This is a genomic window from Dyella silvae (genome assembly GCF_026421305.1).
GTDB classification, from domain to species: domain Bacteria; phylum Pseudomonadota; class Gammaproteobacteria; order Xanthomonadales; family Rhodanobacteraceae; genus Dyella; species Dyella silvae.
Genome location: NZ_JAPJBQ010000001.1, coordinates 678,619 through 699,883 on the forward strand (window position 1 = coordinate 678,619; position 21,265 = coordinate 699,883).

At 62.0% G+C, this 21,265-nt stretch carries 16 protein-coding genes; 6 read left to right on the forward strand and 10 right to left on the reverse strand.

The genetic code is table 11. The annotated features are described in order from the left end of the window. Positions 1–105: 105 nt before the first annotated feature. Positions 106–1,503 (forward strand): amidase family protein, encoded by a 1,398-nt coding sequence (locus OQE56_RS03115; protein ID WP_267221437.1) that lies wholly within the window; start codon positions 106–108, stop codon positions 1,501–1,503. 140 nt (positions 1,504–1,643) lie between these two features. Next, positions 1,644–2,114, forward strand: a complete 471-nt coding sequence (locus OQE56_RS03120) for a helix-turn-helix domain-containing protein (RefSeq protein ID WP_267221439.1) — start codon at positions 1,644–1,646, stop codon at positions 2,112–2,114. A gap of 278 nt (positions 2,115–2,392) precedes the next feature. On the opposite strand, the gene OQE56_RS03125 is transcribed toward OQE56_RS03120, so the two are convergent. Continuing rightward, the gene (locus OQE56_RS03125) at positions 2,393–3,685 is read right to left on the reverse strand and encodes a hypothetical protein (protein WP_267221441.1); all 1,293 of its coding nucleotides are present in this window, start codon (positions 3,683–3,685) and stop codon (positions 2,393–2,395) included. Positions 3,686–3,981: 296 nt separating this feature from the next. Beyond that, on the reverse strand, positions 3,982–4,365 hold the full coding sequence (locus OQE56_RS03130) for a Rid family detoxifying hydrolase (RefSeq protein ID WP_267221443.1): 384 nt from the start codon (positions 4,363–4,365) through the stop codon (positions 3,982–3,984). Between the two features lie 1,035 nt (positions 4,366–5,400). Between OQE56_RS03130 and OQE56_RS03135 the strand changes: the two genes are divergently transcribed. Next, positions 5,401–5,718, forward strand: coding sequence for a HigA family addiction module antitoxin (locus tag OQE56_RS03135; protein ID WP_267221445.1), 318 nt, complete (start codon positions 5,401–5,403; stop codon positions 5,716–5,718). 98 nt (positions 5,719–5,816) lie between these two features. Here the strand turns inward: OQE56_RS03135 and OQE56_RS03140 are convergent, their stop codons facing one another. The 8 genes from OQE56_RS03140 to OQE56_RS03175 all read right to left on the reverse strand — a co-directional run bounded on the left by OQE56_RS03140 (position 5,817) and on the right by OQE56_RS03175 (position 17,898). Further along, entirely contained in the window at positions 5,817–6,116 is a 300-nt protein-coding gene (locus OQE56_RS03140; protein ID WP_267221447.1) for a hypothetical protein, read from the reverse strand. A gap of 136 nt (positions 6,117–6,252) precedes the next feature. Continuing rightward, entirely contained in the window at positions 6,253–7,497 is a 1,245-nt protein-coding gene (locus OQE56_RS03145; protein WP_267221449.1) for a glycosyltransferase, read from the reverse strand. Then, entirely contained in the window at positions 7,494–8,183 is a 690-nt protein-coding gene (locus OQE56_RS03150; RefSeq protein ID WP_267221451.1) for a TetR/AcrR family transcriptional regulator, read from the reverse strand. The genes OQE56_RS03145 and OQE56_RS03150 overlap by 4 nt, the downstream gene beginning before the upstream one ends. Positions 8,184–8,249: 66 nt before the next feature. Beyond that, positions 8,250–9,221, reverse strand: a complete 972-nt coding sequence (locus tag OQE56_RS03155) for an alginate lyase family protein (RefSeq protein ID WP_267221453.1) — start codon at positions 9,219–9,221, stop codon at positions 8,250–8,252. 448 nt (positions 9,222–9,669) lie between these two features. Next, entirely contained in the window at positions 9,670–12,114 is a 2,445-nt protein-coding gene (locus OQE56_RS03160) for an efflux RND transporter permease subunit (RefSeq protein ID WP_267221455.1), read from the reverse strand. 19 nt (positions 12,115–12,133) lie between these two features. Then, complete coding sequence (locus OQE56_RS03165; RefSeq protein WP_267221457.1) at positions 12,134–13,201, reverse strand: WD40/YVTN/BNR-like repeat-containing protein; 1,068 nt, start codon at positions 13,199–13,201, stop codon at positions 12,134–12,136. 301 nt (positions 13,202–13,502) lie between these two features. After that, positions 13,503–14,852, reverse strand: coding sequence for a DUF1329 domain-containing protein (locus OQE56_RS03170; protein ID WP_267221458.1), 1,350 nt, complete (start codon positions 14,850–14,852; stop codon positions 13,503–13,505). 358 nt (positions 14,853–15,210) lie between these two features. Continuing rightward, positions 15,211–17,898: a winged helix-turn-helix domain-containing protein gene (locus OQE56_RS03175; protein ID WP_267221460.1), complete on the reverse strand. Its 2,688-nt coding sequence runs from the start codon at positions 17,896–17,898 to the stop codon at positions 15,211–15,213. A gap of 445 nt (positions 17,899–18,343) precedes the next feature. On the opposite strand from OQE56_RS03175, the gene OQE56_RS03180 reads away from it, so the two are divergent. The 3 genes from OQE56_RS03180 (at position 18,344) to OQE56_RS03190 (ending at position 21,243) form a co-directional block, all read left to right on the forward strand. Then, positions 18,344–19,336 carry a universal stress protein gene (locus OQE56_RS03180; RefSeq protein WP_267221462.1) on the forward strand — a complete coding sequence of 331 codons (993 nt, stop codon included), beginning with the start codon at positions 18,344–18,346 and terminating at the stop codon, positions 19,334–19,336. A gap of 68 nt (positions 19,337–19,404) precedes the next feature. Continuing rightward, on the forward strand, positions 19,405–20,385 hold the full coding sequence (locus tag OQE56_RS03185) for a quinone oxidoreductase family protein (protein WP_267221464.1): 981 nt from the start codon (positions 19,405–19,407) through the stop codon (positions 20,383–20,385). A 9-nt stretch (positions 20,386–20,394) separates the two neighbouring features. Further along, entirely contained in the window at positions 20,395–21,243 is an 849-nt protein-coding gene (locus OQE56_RS03190) for a TauD/TfdA dioxygenase family protein (RefSeq protein ID WP_267221466.1), read from the forward strand. The last annotated feature ends 22 nt before the right edge of the window (positions 21,244–21,265 follow it).

Genomic DNA, 21,265 nt, shown 5'->3' on the forward strand with positions numbered 1-21,265 from the left:
CCGATTCCACTCCGCACTCGCACTCTATGACGAGCTGGCGGCGCTCATCCCCATGTTCGATCCCCTGGATCTCTTTCCAACAAGCAAGCCATTTTAGGAGGCACCATGACCGAACTCTGGCGCATGTCGGCAAGCGAACTTGCCGCGCTGGTCCGCTCGCGCGACGTGTCGGCACGCGAGGTAGCCGAAGACGCCCTGCGGCGACTCGATGCGGTCAATCCGCGCATCAATGCCATCGTCGAGTGCCGCCCTGAAGCAGTGCTGCGGCAGGCGGATCAGGTGGATACCGCGCTGTTGCGAGGCGACGATCCCGGGCCGCTCGCCGGCGTCCCGGTGACAGTGAAGATCAACACCGACGTGGAAGGCTACGCCACCACCAATGGCACGCGACTGCAGGAGCAGTTGATCGCCCAGTCCAATAGCCCGGCAGTCGACAACCTCCTCCGCGCCGGTGCGCTGATGCTTGGCCGCACCAACTCCCCGACGTTCGCACTGCGCTGGTTTACCAGCAATCTCGTACACGGACGAACGCTCAATCCGCGAGACCCAAGCCTCACCCCGGGCGGCTCATCGGGCGGTGGCGCAGCGGCGGTCGCAGCCGGCATCGGCAGCATCGCGTTGGGCACGGATATCGGTGGCTCACTTCGTCACCCCGCTTATGCCTGCGGCATCCACGGCCTTCGCCCCAGCTTTGGCCGCGTTCCTGCGTACAACGCATCATCACCGGAGCGCGGCATCGGCCCGCAACTGATGTCCGCCACCGGTCCGATGGCGCGCACGATACAGGACCTCGCACTGGGGCTTACCGTCATGTCTGCCGACGATCCGCGCGATCCGTGGTACGTACCTCTGCCGCTGACTGGCCCTCCGGTACCGCGCCTCGCTGCCCTGTGCCTGCGGCCCGGCGGCATGCCCATCGCAGCGGAAGTGGAAGCTGCGCTGTGGGACGCACGCGATCGCCTGGTAGATGCGGGATGGCGCGTCGAGGAAATCCATGACACGCCCTCCGTCCACGAAGCCGCCGAGATCCAGGAGCATTTGTGGCTGGGTGACGGCTTTGCCAGTCTGATCGCGGCAGTCGAACGCGATGGTGATCCCGGTGCGCTGGCCGTCGTTGATGGTGTGCGCGATCGCGTAGCGGCACTGACGCCGGACGCCGTAACGAAAGCACTCGTACGCCGCGCCACCGCTGCCCGGGAATGGCAAGGGTTCTTCGCTCGCTATCCGATTCTGCTGGTGCCTGTATCCGCTGAGCTGCCCTTTCCGGATGGACTGGATATGCAAGGCCGCGAAGGCTTCCAGCGCGTGTGGGACGCACAACTACTGTTACGAGCTTTTCCAGCACTGGGGCTACCGGGATTGTCGGTCGCCACCGGAAGTGTCGGCAGCACGCCGGTGGGCGTGCAAATCGTCGCTGCGCGCTTCAGGGAAGATCTTTGCCTTCGCGCAGGCGCCGATATCGAGACGCGCGGCCCATCCGTCGTCGCGGTCGATCCGACCTGAAGCTTGCTGGCATATCCCCTTGGGGTTATGCATCCCGTGTGGTGCATGGCCACTCGCTGTAACGCGCGGCCACAGGCTGCCGAATATCAACGTGACCCGTTCATTCGTAAATCCTGACTTGGGCTGTATTCGTGGCTTATTTGGATGAAGAACGCGACGACATCGGAAGCAGTCGCTTTAATGATGATGACACCTGGACCTCTACTGGCAACCGCCCGCCACCGACGCCATGCATTGACCGGCAGCGCGGCCTTCCGCATTCGGTGCTGTGCAGGGTGCTCGATGCCATCTATGGGCGATTGGGCGAAAAGATCACACTGCAGGACATCGCCGACGCAGCGTTCATGAGCCGGTTTCATTTCGCGCGACTGTTCCGCCGAAGCACCGGCTACAGTCCGATGGAATACTTGCTGCGCGTACGGCTAGAACAAGCGAAAGCATTGCTTCGCCAGGGCACCACGCCAATCAGTGATATTGCAGCCGTGATTGGCTTCGCTGACCAGAGCCATTTGACGCGGCACTTTCGCCGCTCTGTCGGCGTAACGCCGCTCCAGTACGCGCGCCGTTGCGCGGATACTTCGCCCTTGGCAGCTCGCGTCATTCTTGACTAACGACATGCACTAGCCACGAGCCCGGACGTCTCGCGCAGAGAGGCGTCATCGAGCGCTTCAACAGTGGCTGCCAACAAGATGGGGCGAGATGCGCTTGCTTCGAACTCTCGGCGAGTTTCGTGAGAACGCCGCGCAATGGCAGGCCGACTACAACCCGTAGATTCCCGAAAAAAAGCCTCGGTGGGTTAGTGCCCACCGAGGCTCGACCTAAAAACGAACTGAAGGCCTCTGATTTAAGGTGCAACTGACTTGCGAGAACTCGACGATGACACTACGGATTACCCTCCGGCTGGAGGATCCAACGTCAGGCTCTGACCGCTCACCACGCTGCTGATGGAGAAGATATTTTTTGTTGTACCGGTGTGCCCCTTGTTGTCGGTGACACTGGACGTGACGGTGACGTTCTTCTTGCCCTGAGGGAGCACAAGCGACCCGCCCACGACCCAATCCGCGGTCGTGCGAACGGCACCACTGGCATCGACTTCACTGCCTGCCACATCAAACAATCCCGCCAGGTTCGTACCGGCCGGAACGACGTTGCCATTTGGCTGGCGCAGCGGAACGTCGAACGTCACCGTCAAACCCGGGAAGTTTCGATTCGGTCCACCCGCATGCCCCTGGCTTGGGATCTGGCTCGGATCAAAGATGAGCCCTGCGGGAATCGTCGCGTTCAATGGCTGCCCCGCCGATGTCAAACCATTCTCGCTAACAGCGATGCCATGGTGATTACGGTCAAGGCTCGATACTTGAATGAAGAACAAGGAACCGTTGGTCGGATTCAAACTCGAGTCCGTGGGACCGATGGCGATGGAGGTTGGGACGCGCGGAGCGATCATGGACACTTCCGGACCCTGGCCGTCGTCAACCGTGCTTGCGGACCCCGGGAACGACTCCGGAGCCGGCGTCAGGGCCTGGCCTGACGAGGCCGCCTTATTCACCGGAAGACGCACTTGATCGGTGGCCACTCGTCCTGCGGAATCGACAAACGCAACGGTCAGCGTGACTTCGTTGGTGCCGGCCGGCAGCGACTCCAGAACATGCCATCCCAGCCACGTTGTACGACCCCGGCCTGGCGTGTCATCCGATCCGGCGACATTAAATGCAGACGCAAAGTTGGTGAACGCCGGCATGACCGTACCATCCGGCATGATGAGCGGCTGGTCGAAGAAAACATACAGACCAGGCGCATCCGGGTTGGCTTGACCGGCCAGCAGATCAGGAACGTGCCGGATGCCAAAGACAGGCGGCGCTTCGGTAGCTTCTCGGACAACAAGCGGAACACTATCGCGTGTCACCACCTCCAGGTTCACCAGCATATTCGTGCCATTGAAACTTCCGACTTTGTGGGTCGAGGTTCCGCCGGCAACGGATGAATCCGCGAGCGGCGACACGATGCGCACGATCGGTGGCAAGTCGTTCGTGGCAAACGGCAACTTGCTGTCAAGAAGTAGACGATCGAGCGACGCTTTGCCCGCCGGATCGACCGGAAGACTTCCCGCCATCGCGGAAGAGCAGGCCAACGTCAGTATGGAGAATCCGAACAACGCTCGGCGAAATTTTCTATTAAACATAAAGCACTCTGGCAATGAACGATAGGAACGTTCCACCTCGAATGGCAGAAACGTATGCGGCACACTTGAGGAAGGTGATTGCACTTATCTAGACGCCATTGGCAGCCAGTTATTCCATCGCTCGAGGAAAACCTTTGCGTCCACCCACAGTGCATGGGTACTCAGTCCATCGTTATTGCTGCCATGTTTGAGCGGTTGTCACATAACTAACGCAACGCGTTGCATGAGGTTTGCGGTGCGTAAGAGAACGCTATACGACCCGATCTTCATGGAGTCGTACGTAGCGTGATACAGGGTCAGTCCAACACCAGGACACCCTCGACCTCAATGCGGAAGCCCTGAGGAAGGCCAGCCACGCGCACGGTAGAGCGGGCGGGATAAGGCGCCGCGAAGTACTCACCCATGATGGCATTGAGCTTGGGCGAGTCCGCGAAGTCCGTCAGGTATACGTTGAGTTTGGCGACACGTGACAGGTCGCCACCAGCCGCTTCCGTCACGGCCTTCAGGTTGCGAAATACCTGGTGGATTTCCGCCTCGGCGGACTCATTCACGGGCAGCTGCGTCGTCGGGCAAATCGGGATCTGGCCGGACAGGTACACCGTGCCGCCGCAACGAACGGCCTGGCTATAGGGGCCGATGGCGGCGGGTGCGTCGGTGGTGTGAATAATCTGGCGATGCATGCGGTCACTCCGGTGATTCAGTACGCATGCAAAGTAATCGCGGGTAGCGAAGCGTTATAGAACGCCAGTGCGCGACTCATCGCGAATGACCGGCAGCCACGCTGTGATGATTCACGCTTTATTGACGGCAAACCATGTGCAGCCGCCGGCTGTCCGAAACAGGGGCGAAGTGCTCGATTCCTTTTTTCTGCGCAGACACTCAGATCATGCGCTCACTCTCTGCCAAGTGATGACGACAAAGTCTGCTTCGACCCTGTTTTGACAACTAGGGTTTTGCAACGAAGAAAGTCGATAGACGGTAGCGAGAACCCGCACGCTAAGTCATGAACGCCGACGAGCTCTTCTGCTTTTTGTCGGCCTTCATCGCTAACAACGTCACGCCAAAACCTGACAAGCGGGGCTGCGGGGGTTCTGTTACGTTCGGCGTGTCGCTCGCGCCGTCTTCCAAAGAGCTACGCGAGCGACCATGGCAGTGATGTCATGAGTCGCGGGCCGCAGGTGTTCTCAGCACCTACGACCCGCTAACCACAACCAACTAGCGAAGAGTTGATCATGGCTAACCGCGATCATACGGCACGCACACGCCCGTTCGTTCCCCCTGACGGCACCCTCACTGGTCCACCCGGCCTCCCGCTTCCTGCGGGCCATCAAGCCACGCCACGGCGTTTATCGCTCCCACTCGATCCTGTCCTGGCGTCATATGTCTTGACGCGCTTGCGGATTGATCTGGAAGCACGCCGCGCGGATGAGGCCTCTGGCCACCCGGCAAAGCCATTGCAGTGGCCTCATTCCGGTGAAGTCATTGCCTGCCTCACCACGGCCATTCATTGCCTTGACCATTACGCCGGCCTGCTCGGTCACGAGCCCCCAGTGAACGCTTAACCCCGTCCGATGATCGTCCCCCGTGGCGCATCGGCTCTCCGGTCGATGCGCCACACCTGGATGATCACGGACGGGCAAAAAGGTCATTCCCCTACACGAATCAGCGTCGTCCCCACGCCGCCGCTGCCCCGTACCCGTTAGGAAAACCTGCCCATGGATCTGATCACACTCACCCCGCGCATCAGCGTGGACCCTTCGCTGCGCCTGCGCTCCCCCGGACAAGTGCTGCTGGATGACTACCTGGTGCCACGGGCGGAAACCAACAGCCAGCTCGCACGACGTGCCGGCATCCGGGTCCCGCACATCAGGCAATACCTGCTGGGCAGCCGCCCCATGAGCGCCAACCACGCGATACGACTAGCCGCCGCGCTCGACACCACCGCGTTCTATTGGCTGACGCTGCAAGCGCGTTACGACCTGGCGCGTGAGTGGCATAAGCAGCGCGCAACGTCGCCCTGGTTGGCTAGATGAAATCTCGCTCTGCATGGGAGCCGGAGATAGTTGGGGACCATGGCAAAGCAGCGCGATAGTTTTAACTACCTGCGCCCCCTATCTGCCGCAGGCAATGATCAGCGCCCCGAATAAATCGGCTCGCGCGTCTCGCTCACACTGAAGAATCGGGTCGACTCCTCCAGCTTTGCCAGTTCATCGTTCAACCATGCACGCAACGATGGGTCACGTATTTCAAACAGATCAAATAGACCGAGCGCACGGATGGCGGGCAATTGCTCCAGCAGCTTGGGCTCCATCATGCAAAGCACTTTCTCGGGAGTGGCCGGGTCGAGCATCTGATGAGCACAGGCAACAAAGGTCTCCAGCGGGCACCGGCTGGAGGCTGGTTTGAATTTGATCAGCTCTATCGGGGACATCCAGTCATCCTCTCTGATTCAACGTGTCATCAGCAGCCGAACGCGTTGCCGATGAATACCGGCAGGGATCTTTGCAGGTGCCTACCGACGCGCTTCGTGCGCAAGGCAGGCGCCTTGAAGGCGGCCGTGAATCGATTCAGCCCCGCATCATCGCCTCGATGCGGGCTACGGCGTTGAGCAAGCCTGTCTCGGCTCGCATCGCGTGGCCGAGGGTGCGGGCGCGCTGAACGACCTCATCGGTTTTCGCGAAGGCCATACGCGCGGCAAGCCGTTTCGCATCCATTTGTTTCCAGCTCAGCGCTTCTGCAGCGACGCCGGCCTGCCGCAGCCGCTCAGCCCAGAAGAACTGATCTGCCGCGAATGGCACCACCACGGAAGGAACGCCCGCTCTTGCCGCGGAGTGCGTGGTACCAGACCCGCCGTGATGCACGACAAGCGAGGTTCTGGGAAACAGCCAGTCGTGAGGCGTCTCGTCGATAGCGAGGAAGTTGGCCGGTAACTTAGTGGTATCCACGCCGCTCCAACCCGGGTAGAACAAAGCGCGGTGGCCGTCCGTGGCCTTGATGACGTCATTCAGCAGCTTTTGACTGTCGAATCCCGTCATGCTTCCAAAACCGATATAGATGGGCGCTTCGCCCGCCTGAAGAAAATCCGTCAATGACTTCGGTGCAGTCCAATGGGGCGGCGCAACCGCCCACTGGCCGCAGGCGTACGCGTTCTCTGGCCAGTCATTGGGTTGGTGCCCGGAACCCGTGAGCAAGCTGGGCGATACGCCATAGAGCATGGGATGATCGGTCCACAGTTCATGCCTGGGCGGTAATCCGCAGACAGCCGCGCGTGCCGCATTGGTCTTCTTGCGAAAGGCCCGCCACAACATGCCATTGACGAAGTGATGGCTTGCGCGATTTGCAAATGACGGCAGCCGATTGGGCGGGAGAAAAGGTGAGGCAAACGTTGCGGTTGGCGTAATCGGTATAAACCCCGCACCAATGGCCTTGACGCCAAGATGCTCCGCCGCCGACAAACCTACAAAGGCTGCGAGCCCCGACACAATAATCGCGTCACAGCCCCTGCCCTCCGTCACGATGTCCCGAAGCCATGACTCGGCGTTGGTATTGGCGATACGCGCCAACGCGCTTGCGGTACTTGAGAATCCAGGCCTGGCTGCAACGACTCCGGAGATGGCATGGGTTGGCTGCAGCACGCCCTTGATGTCTCCGGCCAGCGCGACGGATGGCACGCCTAGCGCGCTAACCGAAGCGAGCGTTGAACCATCGGCCAGCAGTACGGCTTCATGACCCGCGTCGATCAGCGCACGACAGAGAGCAGCCAACGGGCGCGTATCGCCTTCCGTGCCATAGGTTGCAGCAATAAATTTCATGATTTTCGGCGACTCTTGGCGACGGGGTCGGACGGACGCGCGGCACCGTCGACAAATAGTTTGACGACCGCCGCGAACTCTTTCTGAAGCACGAGTCCTGGCGTAACAAGCCAGCGCATCAGCGCACCGAGATAAAGATGGTGCAGCAACGTCGCCAGCTGAGATGCGTCGAGATCGTCGCGCAACTCGCCAGCCTGCTGCCCTCTGATGATCAGCATGGCAAAGCCATCGATCTGATCGCTGGGCCGGGCGCCATCTTCGCGCTCAACAGCCTCGAAACTCAGCAGGCGAAACCGAAGATACGGAGCGATCCAGTCGCGATGCGCTTCGCACCAGGCCGCGGATGCATCGAACATCACAGAAATGGCTGGCACAAATTTCGGCTGCTGCACGATAAGAGGCTGCAAGCGCGCCATATCGATAGCCAGCTGCGCGTGAATCCAATGCGCGAGCACGGCTTCTTTGGTTGGAAAATGGTTGTAGAGCGTCCCCTTGGCCACGTCGGCTTCGACGGCGATCTGTTCCATGGTCACCGCTTCGTAGCCAAGCGCCTGAAACAGGCGAATGGCGGTCTCGGCAATTAAATCCAGTGTTTTTGTGCGCTTCCGCGCACGGCGGCCGGATGTATCGGGATCTGTCATAGCATTCACAATATTGAACGTCGTACAAATATATTCGTCGTTCACTAATGTGCGCTGCCGGCCTGTGGCTGTCAAGGGGTCATGGTTGTTGTCTGGCAACGAGAAAGCGCGTCACTGCTGATGCGGCGACAAGAGCGGCGCGCCCCAGGCCTCCGTGACATTGCCGCCAAGACGCCATTCATTGAAGGGACGGCGCGGCGCGATCAGGGCGGGAAGCCGTGAATCTTTGGTACGCGCGTAATACGGCTCCATCCACGACAGCTCGTCCTGGAAGGTCCAGGGGAACAACTGCTGCTTGATCGGCGTGATTTTTACAAAGCTTGACGGGTCGATGACGGACTCCGTCACCAGATTGGCCAGCCGGGCGATGGCTTGGTTGTTTTCCTGGTAGAGGTCAACGTGCTGCTCGCGCGCAAGTTCAGCGGTGAACACGAGCGGGATAAGCGCGAAGGTATGGTAGTGAAGTGCGCGATCGCCGCGTTTTACCTCGCGCTCCAGCGCACCGTTCGGGCCGATGTCATGAATGCCCTCGCGTGCGCGTGCGAGACCCGCGTCGATCAGTTCGGGCTGATGAGCGACCGTACCAATGGCCACCAGATTCAGGCCCGCCCAATAGACAAGGTTGTTGTGCAGATGGTTGATGGCATCCGCATCGCGTGTGGCGACGGCGATGTGCTCCAGCCACTTGGTGATGCCCGATAGCCGGCCCGGGTTGGCGTCCCTGACGGCCGCCGGCAAGCGCAGCACGACCAACGCGAAGTCCGCTCCTGCCCACGAACGCTCGTAGTAGCCCTGATAGCCTGAGATGGGGCCCATCAGGGCATCGTCTCTGGCCCAGCCATCCAACAGATCCATTGTGCAGGCCCATTGGCCGGTGTCCGCGGCATGATTGAGTTTTGCGATGAAATCACGCATCGGCTTCACCGCCTGCGCGTATCCCGCTGCATCGTCATAGAACCCCGGTGGATCGATCGATTTGACCGAAGGCGGAACATCGCATGCGTTGGCTGCGCGAACGCCGCCCACCCAAGCGCACAAAATCAGCAAGAAGGCACCGGCCTTCCACATGGCTCGACAGCCCATATCTGCTCCTTGAATGGATCGTCACGCGACGAATGTTGCCTGGGGTGGCCAACCTGAGTTGGACGCCACCCTCATTGTTTCCATGTTCTGCAACGGAATAATGACGCCGCCTCACCCGTCATAAACGTGGCGGTCATCGATCGGCGCGATGTCCGGCGAAAGCGTGATTCGGCCTGCACGTTGATACTTCACCATGACGGTCCGACCCCGCAGGGGCAAGAACGACGTGACGAGGGGTAGCCGCCGTGGGACGAGCGGCACCTTGCGTGCCGCAGGCGGGATCCGGGCAGTCGGTCAGGAGACGCCGCTGCTCCTGAACTGCACGACTATTTGGCGCCCTATGTCCATCTGAAGAGAAGTGGGCGTCATGAGCGTTTTGCAGAGGGGCCGATCATCGCGGCAACGTCCTGGTACGTGCCCGGCACGCGGCGCAAACCTCGCAACCTCATTAGTCCGCGCGCTGTAGCTCCTTGCCGTCAGCCGCCTGCCACGTCTTCTCGCGCAGCAGGAAATGCGACAGGGCCGGGATCAGCACAAGAGCGCCCACCATGTTCCAAAGGAACATGAAGGTGAGCAGGATGCCCATGTCACCCTGGAATTTGATCGGCGAAAACGCCCAGGTCACCACGCCGGCAGCCAGCGTCACACCGACCAGCGCCACGACCTTGCCGGTGAACTGCACGGCATGACGGTAAGCCTGGGTGAGCGGCACGCCCGCGCGTTGCTGGGCAAGCTGGATCGATAGCAGATACAGCGCGTAGTCGACGCCAATGCCTACGCCCAGGGCGATGACTGGCAGGGTCGCGACTTTCACGCCGATGCCGAGCACCACCATCAGGGCCTCGCAGAGGATGGAGGTGAGCATGAGTGGCACCACAGCCACCACGACGGCGCGCCACGACCGGAACGTTATGAAGCACAACACGATGACCGCACCGTAGACATAAAACAGCATGGTGCGGTCGGCCTCGCGCACCACGATATTGGTGGCGGCATCGATGCCGCCACTCCCCGCAGCGAGAAGGTATTGACGATCCTTTGCGCCATTCGCCGCTGCGAACGAAGCAGCCGCCGCGACAACTCGATCCAGCGTTTCGGCGCGATGATCGGCGAGGTAGGCGATCACCGGCATGATCGAGCAGTCGTTGTTGAACAGGTCCGGATTGTTCACCGACGCCTGCTGCGCACCGTAGTTGAGCACATCCTGATTGCGTGAAAGGGTCAGCCACTTGGGGTTGCCCTCGTAAGAGCCTGCCGTGATCTGGCGCACCGCGTCGCCAAGGAAAGCTGTCGACTGCACGCCAGGCACTTGCCGCAACGCCCAGGCCAGCCGGTCCGCTTCAACCAGCGTGGCGTACTTGAGGCATCCCTCGGGTGGTGTCTTGACGATGACGGCAAACACATCGCTCGATAGTGAATAGTTGCCGGCGATATAGGCGTTGTCGCGGTTGTAGCGCGAGTTCGCGCGCAGCTCGGGAGCACCCGACTCAAGGTCGCCGATTTTCAGGTGCATGCTGACGGCGAAGCCCACCGTGGCAAGGGCCACCGATACGCCAAGTGCAGCCGTCGCCCAACCGCGCGTCGTAAAGCGATCCAGCCATTGCCACGCGATTCCGCCACCCTTCCCTTCCGTCTCCTCACGCTCGGTACGCAGGCTGCGCGCGGCCGCTGCAGGGTCGACGCCTGCGAAAGAAAGCAACACCGGCAAGAGCAGCAGGTTGGTGAAAATCAACACAGCCACGCCGATGCTTGCGGTCAACGCGAGATCCTTGATCACCGGAATGTCGATGACCATCAGAACGCCAAAACCCACTGCATCCGCGAGCAATGCGGTAACGCCCGCCAGAAACAGGCGGCGGAAGGTGTAGCGCGCGGCGACGAGGCGGTGCGTGCCGCGGCCGATGTCCTGCATGATGCCGTTCATCTTCTGGGCGCCGTGCGAGACGCCAATCGCAAAGATCAGGAACGGCACCAGAATCGAGAATGGGTCCAGTGAGAAACCCAGCGCGGCCACCAGGCCAAGCTGCCAGACCACGGCGACAATGGAGCACAGGATGACCAGCGCCGTACTTCGCAGGCAGCGCGTATAGCCGAAGATCACCAACGTCGCGATCAGCGCGGCGATACCGAAGAAGCTCATGACCTTGACCAGGCCTTCGATAAGATCGCCAACGAGCTTGGCGAAGCCGATCACGTGCAGGCGAATCTTCACGCCCGGCGTGGCCTCATAACGCGCCCGGATGTCGTCAAGCGAACGCGCCAGCGCACGGTAGTCGATGGGTTTGCCGGTGTCCGAGTTCTTTTCGAGCAACGGCACGAAGATCATGCTGGACTTGAAATCGTTGCCGACGAAACGGCCAACGATGCCCGAGCGCGCGATATTGAGCTTGAGCTGCGCCGTGCTCGACGGTGATCCATCGTAGTTGTCTGGCATCACCGGGCCGCCACGGAAACCTTCCTCCGTGACTTCCGTCCAGCGAACCGCCGGCGTCCACATCGACCTGACCCAGGCTCGGTCGACGCCCGGGGTGAGGAACAGGTCGTCGTTGATCTTTTTCAGAACGTCCTGGTACTTCGGGTCGAAGATGTTGCCATCCTGGTTTTCGACCACCACGCGCAACGAGTTGCCGAGGCCGCGCAGCTTGCCGGCGTTTTCCAGATAGTTGCGGATGTAGGGGTGGTGGCTCGGAATCATCTTCTCGAAGCTGGCATTGAAGCTCAGCCTCGTCACCGCCAGCCAACCCAGGATCACGGTGGCAGCTACGCATACCACGATCATCATGAGGCGATGATTGAACACCAGCCGCTCCAGCAGGTTGCCGGAGTGTTTGTCGAAGGCGTCGACGGACCGCACGACAGGCATGCGATCGAGCTGTTCGGTTGAAACGGTCATGCAGTGTCTCCTCGCAGGCTCAATGCAGCGCCCGGGCGTTTACGCCCAGCGCGCCGGCCGTCACGATCACGTCGCCGGACACCGCTACCGCCGATGCCGGGGACGGCTTGGCCGGTCGTTGCGTAACGAAATGCTCGCCGCCGTCGCTGCTGAGCAGCACGGTGCCGGCCTGACTAACGAGGGCAAGGCTCTGTGCGCCGAAGCTCGTGCCACCGGTGATGCCTTCCTGGACGCCCGTGTCAACCTGAGCCCAATGGGCGCCCGCGTCGGTGCTGCGATAGGCGTTGCCGCGCAGCCCGTAAACCACGACGGTGCCGGCGTTTCCCGCCACGCCGAAAAAGGTGCCCTTGTAAGGCGTTTCCAGCGCGCGGAAGCGTCCGGTGTCGCGATCGAGCTTGAGCACAAGGCCCTGCTCTCCGGTGATGTAAACATCCGCGCCGACGCCACGCACCGAATACAAGTGCAGGCGATCCGGGTTCTCGGTGCGGTCGAACCACGACGTCCAGGTTTGTCCGCCGTCGGTGGTTTCGAAAATGAGATTGAATGCGCCGACGATGAAGCCATGCTTTGCGTCGGCAAACCACACGTCGAGGAAGGGATTCTCCGCGCCCTGCGCAGCGATGCGCCCTGCCTCTTCCACCAGCTTATCGGTCTGCTCCTGATCGCCCAGTTCGCCCTTTGCCGCACGAGCGCGAATCTGCGCCAGCATCAATGGCCCCATGCGACGGCCGTCCATCTGAATGGACCAGCTCGCTCCGCCATCAACGGTATGCAACACGATGCCATCATGGCCCACCGCCCAGCCCTGCTGCGGGGTGGGAAAGCTGACGGCCACCAGATCAGACGACACCGGCACCGTCGCCTGTTGCCAGTGCGTGCCGTTGTCATCGGAGTAGACGATGTGACCCCGCTGCCCGACAGCGACCACCCGTTTGCCAGCCATCGCAAGGCCATTGAGCAAGGTTCTGGATGCCAGCGGACTCATGCTGGCCGGTGTGTCCAGCACATCGGCAAAACCAGCGACCGATACGCATGGAAGCGCGAATGCCAGCGCGGCCAGGGCGCGACGGATGGAAAACATCAACATGGGCTGCCCCAGGAATGAATAACCTGCTCTCGAATCACGAACCGCCGTGACCGGTGTGCGGCTAGGCGGTGTCGTGCCATGCAGGGGCTGGTCAATCACAACATCGAAAAGGTGCGTGGCAAATGGCGGTGGGACTCTGTCTATGCCGGGCGACGAATGATGTAACCCCTCCCCCGAGAGATTCGTTCGCCGGCGAGGTCATGCTGGGCACACCTCACCACCGCCATTGCCATGCGAGTGAGTCGCGAAGCGGAAGCGTTCCCGCTTCGCGACAATCCTCATGATCGCCTTGCGTGGGCGATCAACGAACTCCCTGACCTGCCAGCGACTCCGGCGACCAGTCACGCTCCGACATCGGCTTCACGTAGCGGACGCCACCGGTTTCGCCGGAGAAGCCCGTCAACGAGTACGAACCGGCGACGAGGTCGTAGATGCCGTGCAGGTCGGCTACTGGCGCCGGCATGTCATAGGCCGGCGTGATGTAGGCAAAACCGGTACGGAACAACTGCCCGCGTGCGTCATAGGCTTCTGACGCGACAGCTGCCCAACTGTCCTCATCGAGATAGAACGTGCGCTTGCTGTAGATGTGGCGCTTGCCGGAAGCCAGCGTGGCTTCAACCACCCACACGCGATGCATCTCCCAGCGCACGTCGGAAGGATTGAGGAAGCTCGGCGTCAGCAGGTCGTCCGCCTTCGACTCATAGGCCATCTTGTAGTCGTTGTAGGGAACGTAGATTTCTTTCTTGCCGACGAGCTTGAAGTCATAGCGTTCCATCGAGCCGTTGAACAGGAACACGTCGTCGTAGGTGGACGAGCCGCCCGAACCCGGGTTGGGCGTATCAAAGGCGAGATCCGGCGCGACCTTGACGCGGCGCTGGCCCGGCAGGTACTGCCATGCCTTGCGGCCCTTGTCGCTGTAGTTGAGCGGATCGACGATCTGCAACGCCTCGCCCGCACGACGCGCCGGGCCGGTGTAGGTCAGACGCTGCTGCCAGAACACGTCCGCGTTCGGCTTGCTGATATCCCAGTAAGGGTATTCCTCGACGGCGTTGCCTTCGGTCGACAGCGTCGCATGGCCTGAGGCGTCGACGTTGTAGTTGCGATACTTGCTGTCATAGGCCACGCCGTTGAAGCGCACCAGGTGATTCCACATCGCCTCAAAGCCGGTTTGCGGCATCGGGAACGGGAAGCCCGCATGGCAACCGCTCATCGAACGGCCACCACCGTCCGTCTTTGCTTCCACGGCGCACTTGGCGGTGTTGTCGACGACAAACTTCGGAAACGCCGCGGAGCGATGCGTCGGATAGACGTCGATGTGGTAGCCCGGATACTTCTTCATCAGGGCCTTGGTGCCCTCGGTCAGATTGGCCGAGTACTTATCCATGTTCTTCGCGTCGATCGTAAGCTGCGGCTTTTCGCCGGCGAACGGATTCGGACGAATGCCGCTGCCCGCCTTGAATGCGGAGGGTGCGCTGGTAAGACCGCCACTATAGGCAGGAACGGCGCCATCGGCGCTGCCTGCCATTTCCGCGCCGACGCCAGTCAAACTGGTGCCGAGCTTTTTCGCTTCGTCAGACGAAACGCTGGCATGGCCCATGCCAGAGATCAGAACAGCAATGGTCCCGGCTATCAGGGCTTTGCGAAATTGCATGCGCATACTCCTCACGATTGTGTTTCCAGTGTCGGGGTGCGGTTGTCATCGCCACCCCAGGGCGTAAGCACAGGCCTCGTTTCGCACCAGCCGGCGTCGTTCTGCCGGGACGGGGGTACGTGTTTTCGTACTACCCGCGCTCGTTACGTTGCCTCGCTCTTGTTACCGACCACCGCGCCCTGCCTTGCGGCGACGAACAGGCGAAAGCGGTCGATACCCATTGTTAGGAGCTGCGCAAGCCACACCCCCCCCAAAACGCCGGGGGAGGGGCAATTCGGCAACGAAGGGTGGCAACCCGGCCTGTGCCGGTTCTTCACATTCATGAAGGGCGTCAGTGGCTGCGCCCTGGCGGATGCGGCTATTCCAGTCCCTGGATGAGACCGAGCAATTGCGCGCGGTGCACGACATGCCGGCGCGTGCCCACGCCCAACTTGCCGGACAGGTTCTTGAGATGCCATTTCACCGTGGCCTCGCCCACGGCCATGGCCTGGGCGATTTCCTTGTTCGACAAATTGCGCGCGAGAAATTCGAGCACTTCGCGCTCTTTCGGCGTCAGCACCATGCTCGGCATGACGCGGGGAACGCCCTGGCGATGATCCACCGGCGGCGGAATCACGCGTGACGGAGAGGCGTTGCCCATCATGGAGTCACCGCCCGTCTCGGCCATTACGCGATACGCCCAGTCGGTAATCACCGGATGGGTGTCGGTGAAGAGGCGCATGAAGCCGTAGGTCTTGGCCAGACTCATGGCTTCGATCACGAGTGCGCGACCGTCCTCGCCATTGCGTTCAAGCGCATAGGCGCGCAGTGCCATGCATTCGATGCGGAAGCGTCCCTGCCTTGCCTGTTCGGCGATGGGCGCGGCCAGCGAAATCGCTTCGAGCACCGCCGGCCAATCCTGTGATGCCATGGCGGCATAGGCGTGGGCCATGGCGCTCAGTAATTCCACGTTACGCCGCCACAAGGGCCCCCGCCCGGGGCTTTCGGTGGCCACCATCTCGTCGATCCGGGCGATGAGTGCACTGCAGGTTTCGCGACGGAAACGGCTCGCGTGCAGTCGAACCTGCTCACCCAGGCTGGCGATACACAGGCGTGGCAACCGCCGCGCCGCGCCAATGGCAAACGAGGCCTCCAGCATATCGAGCGCGCGATGTTCCTCGCCCTGCGCTGCCGCCACGCGCGTCACCGTGCGGTAGCCGACCAGCATGGCCTCGGGCGCGCCCACGCGTTCGAGCACGTCCAGCCGGTTGGCCAGCAAGGCCAGGGCCTCATCCAGCCGGTCGCGCTCATAGGCGATCGAGGCAAGCAAGGCGGCGAACATGCAGGACAACGGATGCCGGCGCCCGAACTTCGCATCGATAGACGTCAGCGCCGCACGCACCCCTTCTTCAGCAAGAAGAATCTGCCCTTCCCAAGCGAAGCTCAGACCAGTGATGAATTCACGCCAGCGCGAGGCATAGTCGGGCTCTTTCGGCGAGTCCGCGCTTACCGTGCCGCACAGGCGCCGCGCCTCCGCCGGATCGCCCTGAAGCAAGGCCATCATGGCCAGGCGATTGACGTGCATACGCAAAAACTTGGGCTCTCCGGCCGGCGCCGCATCCTTCCATGGCGTCAACATGGCAACGCAACGGTCCGGGTCATCGGAGTAGTAGGCCGCGCCGCTTGCAATGAGCACGCACTCGTAGCGCAACGCCAGATTGACGTCGGGCCGCGACAGAATGAGCCCGACCATGCGCTCGGCTTCCTCATGGCGCTCGCTCACCGCGAGTGACCATGCAGCGGCCAGGCGCAACTGCGGATGCTGGTCCAGCACCGACTCCGGCAGCACATCGAGCCATTCGCGCATCGTGCCCATGTGGCCCTGGATCACTGCTTCGTACAGGCCTTTTTGCGCAAGATCGACAGCGACGCCTTCCCTGCCCGCCTCACGCGCATGACGCGCCGCCTGCGTGAGCATGCCATGTGCCGCTAGCCAGTCCTGCGCAAGGCCGTGCAATGCCGCGCGCTCCTGCTCGGGCCATTCCGCCAGACGCAGACGAAGCGCATCGGAGGCAAGCAAGTGCAGGCGGCACCAATCCGAGTCTTCACCGACCACAAAAATCGGCGTCTCACGCGAAAGGCGTGCAAGACGTTGCGGCGCGTCTTCATCGCCGGTGAGGGCAATGCACAGATCCGGGTGCAACTGATCCACCACGGCGACGCGGGTGAGAAAGGCCACGTCCTCCGGTGCGAGCTTGGCCGTCAGCGCTTCCACCAATTGGTTGCGCGAATCGGGCGAATGCGGACCCACCAGGCTGCGCAGGTCGCTGCCCCGCTCCATCGCGGCGAGCATCAACTGCAGGCCCAGTGGCCAGCCCTCGGTCATTTCATGCAGCCGTGCGCACGTGTCCGCATCGGCCTTGGCACCGATGCGGTTGCGCACCAGGGCAATGGTTTCCTCCAGCGTGAAGCGCAATGTTTCAACGCCGACGGACGTGCATTGGCCATAGGCAAGCAGATCCGCCACCATCGGATCGAGCTCGCCCCGGCCCGCCGCTACCACGCGAAGGTTGGACGGCGCGTTGTGCAGCAAATAGCTCAGGGCCGCCAGGCTGCTTGGATGCAGGCGCTCGGCCTCGTCGATCATCAGCACCATCGACAGCGACGCCTGGGCCACCTCGCTGAGCCATGCGGTGACGCCTTCGTATTCACCGACCGTCGCCGACGCACTTTCCAGCAAGGTCGCGCCGAACTGAGGGCGGCCGCAGCCCATGCGCACGGCCAGTACCAGGCTATGTAGCATGCGCTGGGGGTCGGGGCTTCCATCGGCCGATATCCAGGCCACCGCCCAACCTCGCGCCAGATACTCATGGCGCCACTGGGCCAGCAACGACGTCTTGCCGAATCCGGCGGGCGCCTGCACCAGCACGAACGACCGGTCGCGGAACTGTTCGTCCTCCAGACTCAATCGCGGCCGCGCCAGCAAATAGCGCGGCGCCCTGGGCGGCGTCGTCTTGAGAACGAGTTCTGCGATGACGGGGGCTGCCCCGCCGGGCGTGATGGCCATCAGACGAATCCAGTTGGGCTGGCTCGGACTTCATGTTCGAACGGTGCGACGTCACGGGCCAGGTACCGCCCGCTTCACCGGCATGCGTCTCGAATCATTGTAGACACGGCGCAACCGGCGTGACCACACATCACGCGCCCTTCACGCTACTCCCCCTCCTTGCCGGGGGGGGATTCCATGTCCAGCCGTACCTAGCCTTGATCCTGTGACAAAACAGGTCCGGCGTTCCAGTCGCTTGGCGGCTGAGGTCGAGTTGGCGAAAAGGCCTATTCGGCAGGGGTGGAGTCCCGGAGATGAGTCTTCGCATGCGGAGGCTCATCGCTCAAGGAGAAGCAACGGTGGTTTCCTTGCCACCCACGCGTGGACACCTGTTCTGGCGGCCATCGCAGGGTGCGGTGGGGTTTCCCGCCCGGCGTCATGGGTAGCACACCTCTCTGGAGTCTGTATGTACCGTCACCTGCTCGTTCCGCTCGATGACAACGATCTCTCGATCGAAACGGTCAGCAAGGCCGTGAATCTCGCGCGCACGTTGGGGGCACGGGTCAGCTTTGTGCACGTGCATGATCGTGATGCCGCACTCCTCAATGGTGAAACTGCGCCGGCCGGCTACATCGATACCTATCGGGAACGCGCCAGCGCGCTCCTGACCAAAGCCGAAGCGGCGGCGCGGGCACTCGGCGTGCCCTGCGACTCCGTCATCCTCGATGGCGGCGTGCCGCACGAAGCCATCCTCGAAACGGCGCGCAAGTTGGGCTGCGATCTCATCTTCATGGCGCCGCGCGGCTATCGCGCCGCACGTGGCGCAGCACTCGGCTCGCAGACCGCCCACGTGCTGATGGCTGGCGAATTGCCCGTGCTCGTATCGTCGACGCAGGACGCCGGCCAGGTCCATCCGATGGTCGAGATCATTCGCGACGAGCACCGCGCACTAGCCGCGGTGTTGCACGCGTGGCTGCACCTACTCAACGAGGGCAATCCGCAGAACGAGGCGGACGTGGACCTGATGCGGGCCATGGCGCGATACGTCGCCGAGTTCCCGCTGGCACTGCATCACCCGAGGGAGCACGACTACCTGTTCATCGTGTTGCGTGGCCGCACCGCTGTGGTGCATGCCGAGCTGGACGAACTTGAACGTCAGCACGAACGCGAGCGCGCAATGGCCGAAGCACTCGGCGACAACGTCGAACGCTACAGCCAGGGCCAGATCGGCCTGCCCCCGCTTCGCGATGCCGTCGCAAGCTACGCGCACTTCATGTGGGAACACATGGGCCGCGTCGAAGGCGTGATTCTTCCGGTGGCCCAACGTTACCTCACCGAGGCCGACTGGAACGAAATTCACGCGGCGGCTACGCGACCAGACAGTCCGCGTGCCAATGGCGAAGCCAGCGCAGCCTATCGGCAGCTGTTTTCGCGCATGGCCCATCTTGCGCCGCCATGACATCGCGCCATCGCACCATCCGCAGTAACCGGTGCCCGTCACCGGTGTTTTGATTCGAGGAGAATCGTTTGGAACACGCCATCCGTTTTTATGAAGCCGGCAGCCCCGATGTGCTGCGCTACGAAACGATCCAGGTCGGCGCGCCCGGCCCGGGTGAGGTTCGCCTGCGCCACGAGGCCGTAGGGCTCAATTTCGCCGATACGTATTTCCGCAACGGCACCTACCCCATTCCGCTGCCCAATGGCATTGGCGTGGAAGCCGCCGGCATCGTCGATGCCGTGGGTACGGGCGTCAGTAATGTCACCGTGGGCGACCGCGTGACTTACACGGGTTTCATCAACACCCTGGGTGCCTACAGCACCGCACGGTTGGTGCCAGCTGCGCCGCTGATCCGCCTGCCGGAAACCATTCCGTGCGAGACCGCCGCCGCGATGACCATGCGCGGTTTGACGGCCGCCTACCTGATGCGCCGCATCTATCCGTTCCAGGCCGGTGAAACCATCCTGCTGCACGCGGCCGCCGGCGGCGTTGGCCTGATCGTGTCGCAGTGGGCCAAGCTGCTTGGCCTGCGCGTGATCGGTACCGTATCGACCGATGAAAAGGCCGCGGTGGCGCGTGCGCACGGTTGCGACGAAGTCATCAATTACAGCCACGAAAATATCGCCGAACGCGCGCGCGAACTGACCGGCGGCAAAGGCGTGTCTGTCGTGTTCGATTCGGTAGGCAAGACCACCTTCATGGCCTCGCTCGATTCGCTGCGCCGCCGCGGACTCATGGTGTGCGTCGGCACCGCCTCCGGCACCATTCCGCCGTTCGATCCGCAACTTCTCGCCATGAAGGGTTCGCTGTACCTGACGCGCCCCGCATTGGCCGACTACATCGCCGACCCGGCCGATAAGGCCGCACTTGCCGAGGAACTGTTCGGCCACGTGTCGTCCGGCCGCATCAAGATCGAAATCAATCAGCGGTACGCCCTTGAGGATGCGGTGCAGGCGCATCGCGATCTCGAAGCGCGCAAGACCACTGGCTCGTCGATCTTCGTCATCTGAGGCAACACCATGCGTATTGAGCAACTCACCTGCAACATCGGCGCCGAACTGTTCGACGTGAACCTTGCCGATGCTGTGCACAGCGACGACTTGTTCGGCGAGATCAAGGCCGCGTTGCTCAAGCATCGCGTGCTGTTTCTGCGCGACCAGGACATCAGCCGCCAGGATCACGTCGCGTTCGCGCGCCGCTTCGGCGAACTGGAAGACCATCCGGTGGTACCGAGCCACCCGGATGCGCCGGGTCTGGTGCAGATCTACAAGACCCCCGACGCTCCGATCGAACGTTACGAGAACGCCTGGCACACCGATGCCACGTGGCGCGAGATACCGCCGATGGGCTGCGTGCTTCGTTGCGTGGAATGTCCGCCGGTCGGCGGTGACACCATGTGGGTCAACATGGTGACGGCGTACGACATGCTGCCCGCGCACATCAAGAAGCAAATCGCCAGCCTGCGCGCGAGCCACAGCATCGAGGCTTCGTTTGGCGCCGCCATGCCGATCGAGCGCCGCCTGGCGCTGAAGAAACAATTTCCGGACGCCGAGCACCCGGTGGTGCGCACGCACCCGGAAACGGGCGAGAAGGTGCTGTTCGTCAACGCCTTCACCACGCACTTCACCAACTTCCACACGAAGGACAACGTGTGCTTCGGCCAGGATGCCAATCCGGGTTCGGGCCTCCTTCTCAATTACCTGATCAGTCAGGCCTTCATCCCCGAGTTTCAGGTGCGCTGGCGCTGGAGCAAAAACAGCATCGCCATCTGGGACAACCGTTCCACTCAGCACTATGCGGTCATGGACTATCCGCCCTGCCATCGAAAGATGGAGCGCGCAGGCATCGTCGGCGACGCCACGTTCTGAACCGAATCCTCCACCACAGATC

Excerpts from the sequence above, each read along its gene's own strand:
- OQE56_RS03115 (WP_267221437.1), top strand. The coding sequence starts at position 106 with ATGACCGAACTCTGGCGCATGTCGGCAAGCGAACTTGCCGCGCTGGTC.
- OQE56_RS03125 (WP_267221441.1), bottom strand. The coding sequence starts at position 3,685 with ATGTTTAATAGAAAATTTCGCCGAGCGTTGTTCGGATTCTCCATACTG.
- OQE56_RS03130 (WP_267221443.1), bottom strand. The coding sequence starts at position 4,365 with ATGCATCGCCAGATTATTCACACCACCGACGCACCCGCCGCCATCGGC.
- OQE56_RS03135 (WP_267221445.1), top strand. The coding sequence starts at position 5,401 with ATGGATCTGATCACACTCACCCCGCGCATCAGCGTGGACCCTTCGCTG.
- OQE56_RS03140 (WP_267221447.1), bottom strand. The coding sequence starts at position 6,116 with ATGTCCCCGATAGAGCTGATCAAATTCAAACCAGCCTCCAGCCGGTGC.
- OQE56_RS03145 (WP_267221449.1), bottom strand. The coding sequence starts at position 7,497 with ATGAAATTTATTGCTGCAACCTATGGCACGGAAGGCGATACGCGCCCG.
- OQE56_RS03155 (WP_267221453.1), bottom strand. The coding sequence starts at position 9,221 with ATGGGCTGTCGAGCCATGTGGAAGGCCGGTGCCTTCTTGCTGATTTTG.
- OQE56_RS03160 (WP_267221455.1), bottom strand. The coding sequence starts at position 12,114 with ATGACCGTTTCAACCGAACAGCTCGATCGCATGCCTGTCGTGCGGTCC.
- OQE56_RS03165 (WP_267221457.1), bottom strand. The coding sequence starts at position 13,201 with ATGTTGATGTTTTCCATCCGTCGCGCCCTGGCCGCGCTGGCATTCGCG.
- OQE56_RS03170 (WP_267221458.1), bottom strand. The coding sequence starts at position 14,852 with ATGCAATTTCGCAAAGCCCTGATAGCCGGGACCATTGCTGTTCTGATC.
- OQE56_RS03175 (WP_267221460.1), bottom strand. The coding sequence starts at position 17,898 with ATGGCCATCACGCCCGGCGGGGCAGCCCCCGTCATCGCAGAACTCGTT.
- OQE56_RS03180 (WP_267221462.1), top strand. The coding sequence starts at position 18,344 with ATGTACCGTCACCTGCTCGTTCCGCTCGATGACAACGATCTCTCGATC.
- OQE56_RS03190 (WP_267221466.1), top strand. The coding sequence starts at position 20,395 with ATGCGTATTGAGCAACTCACCTGCAACATCGGCGCCGAACTGTTCGAC.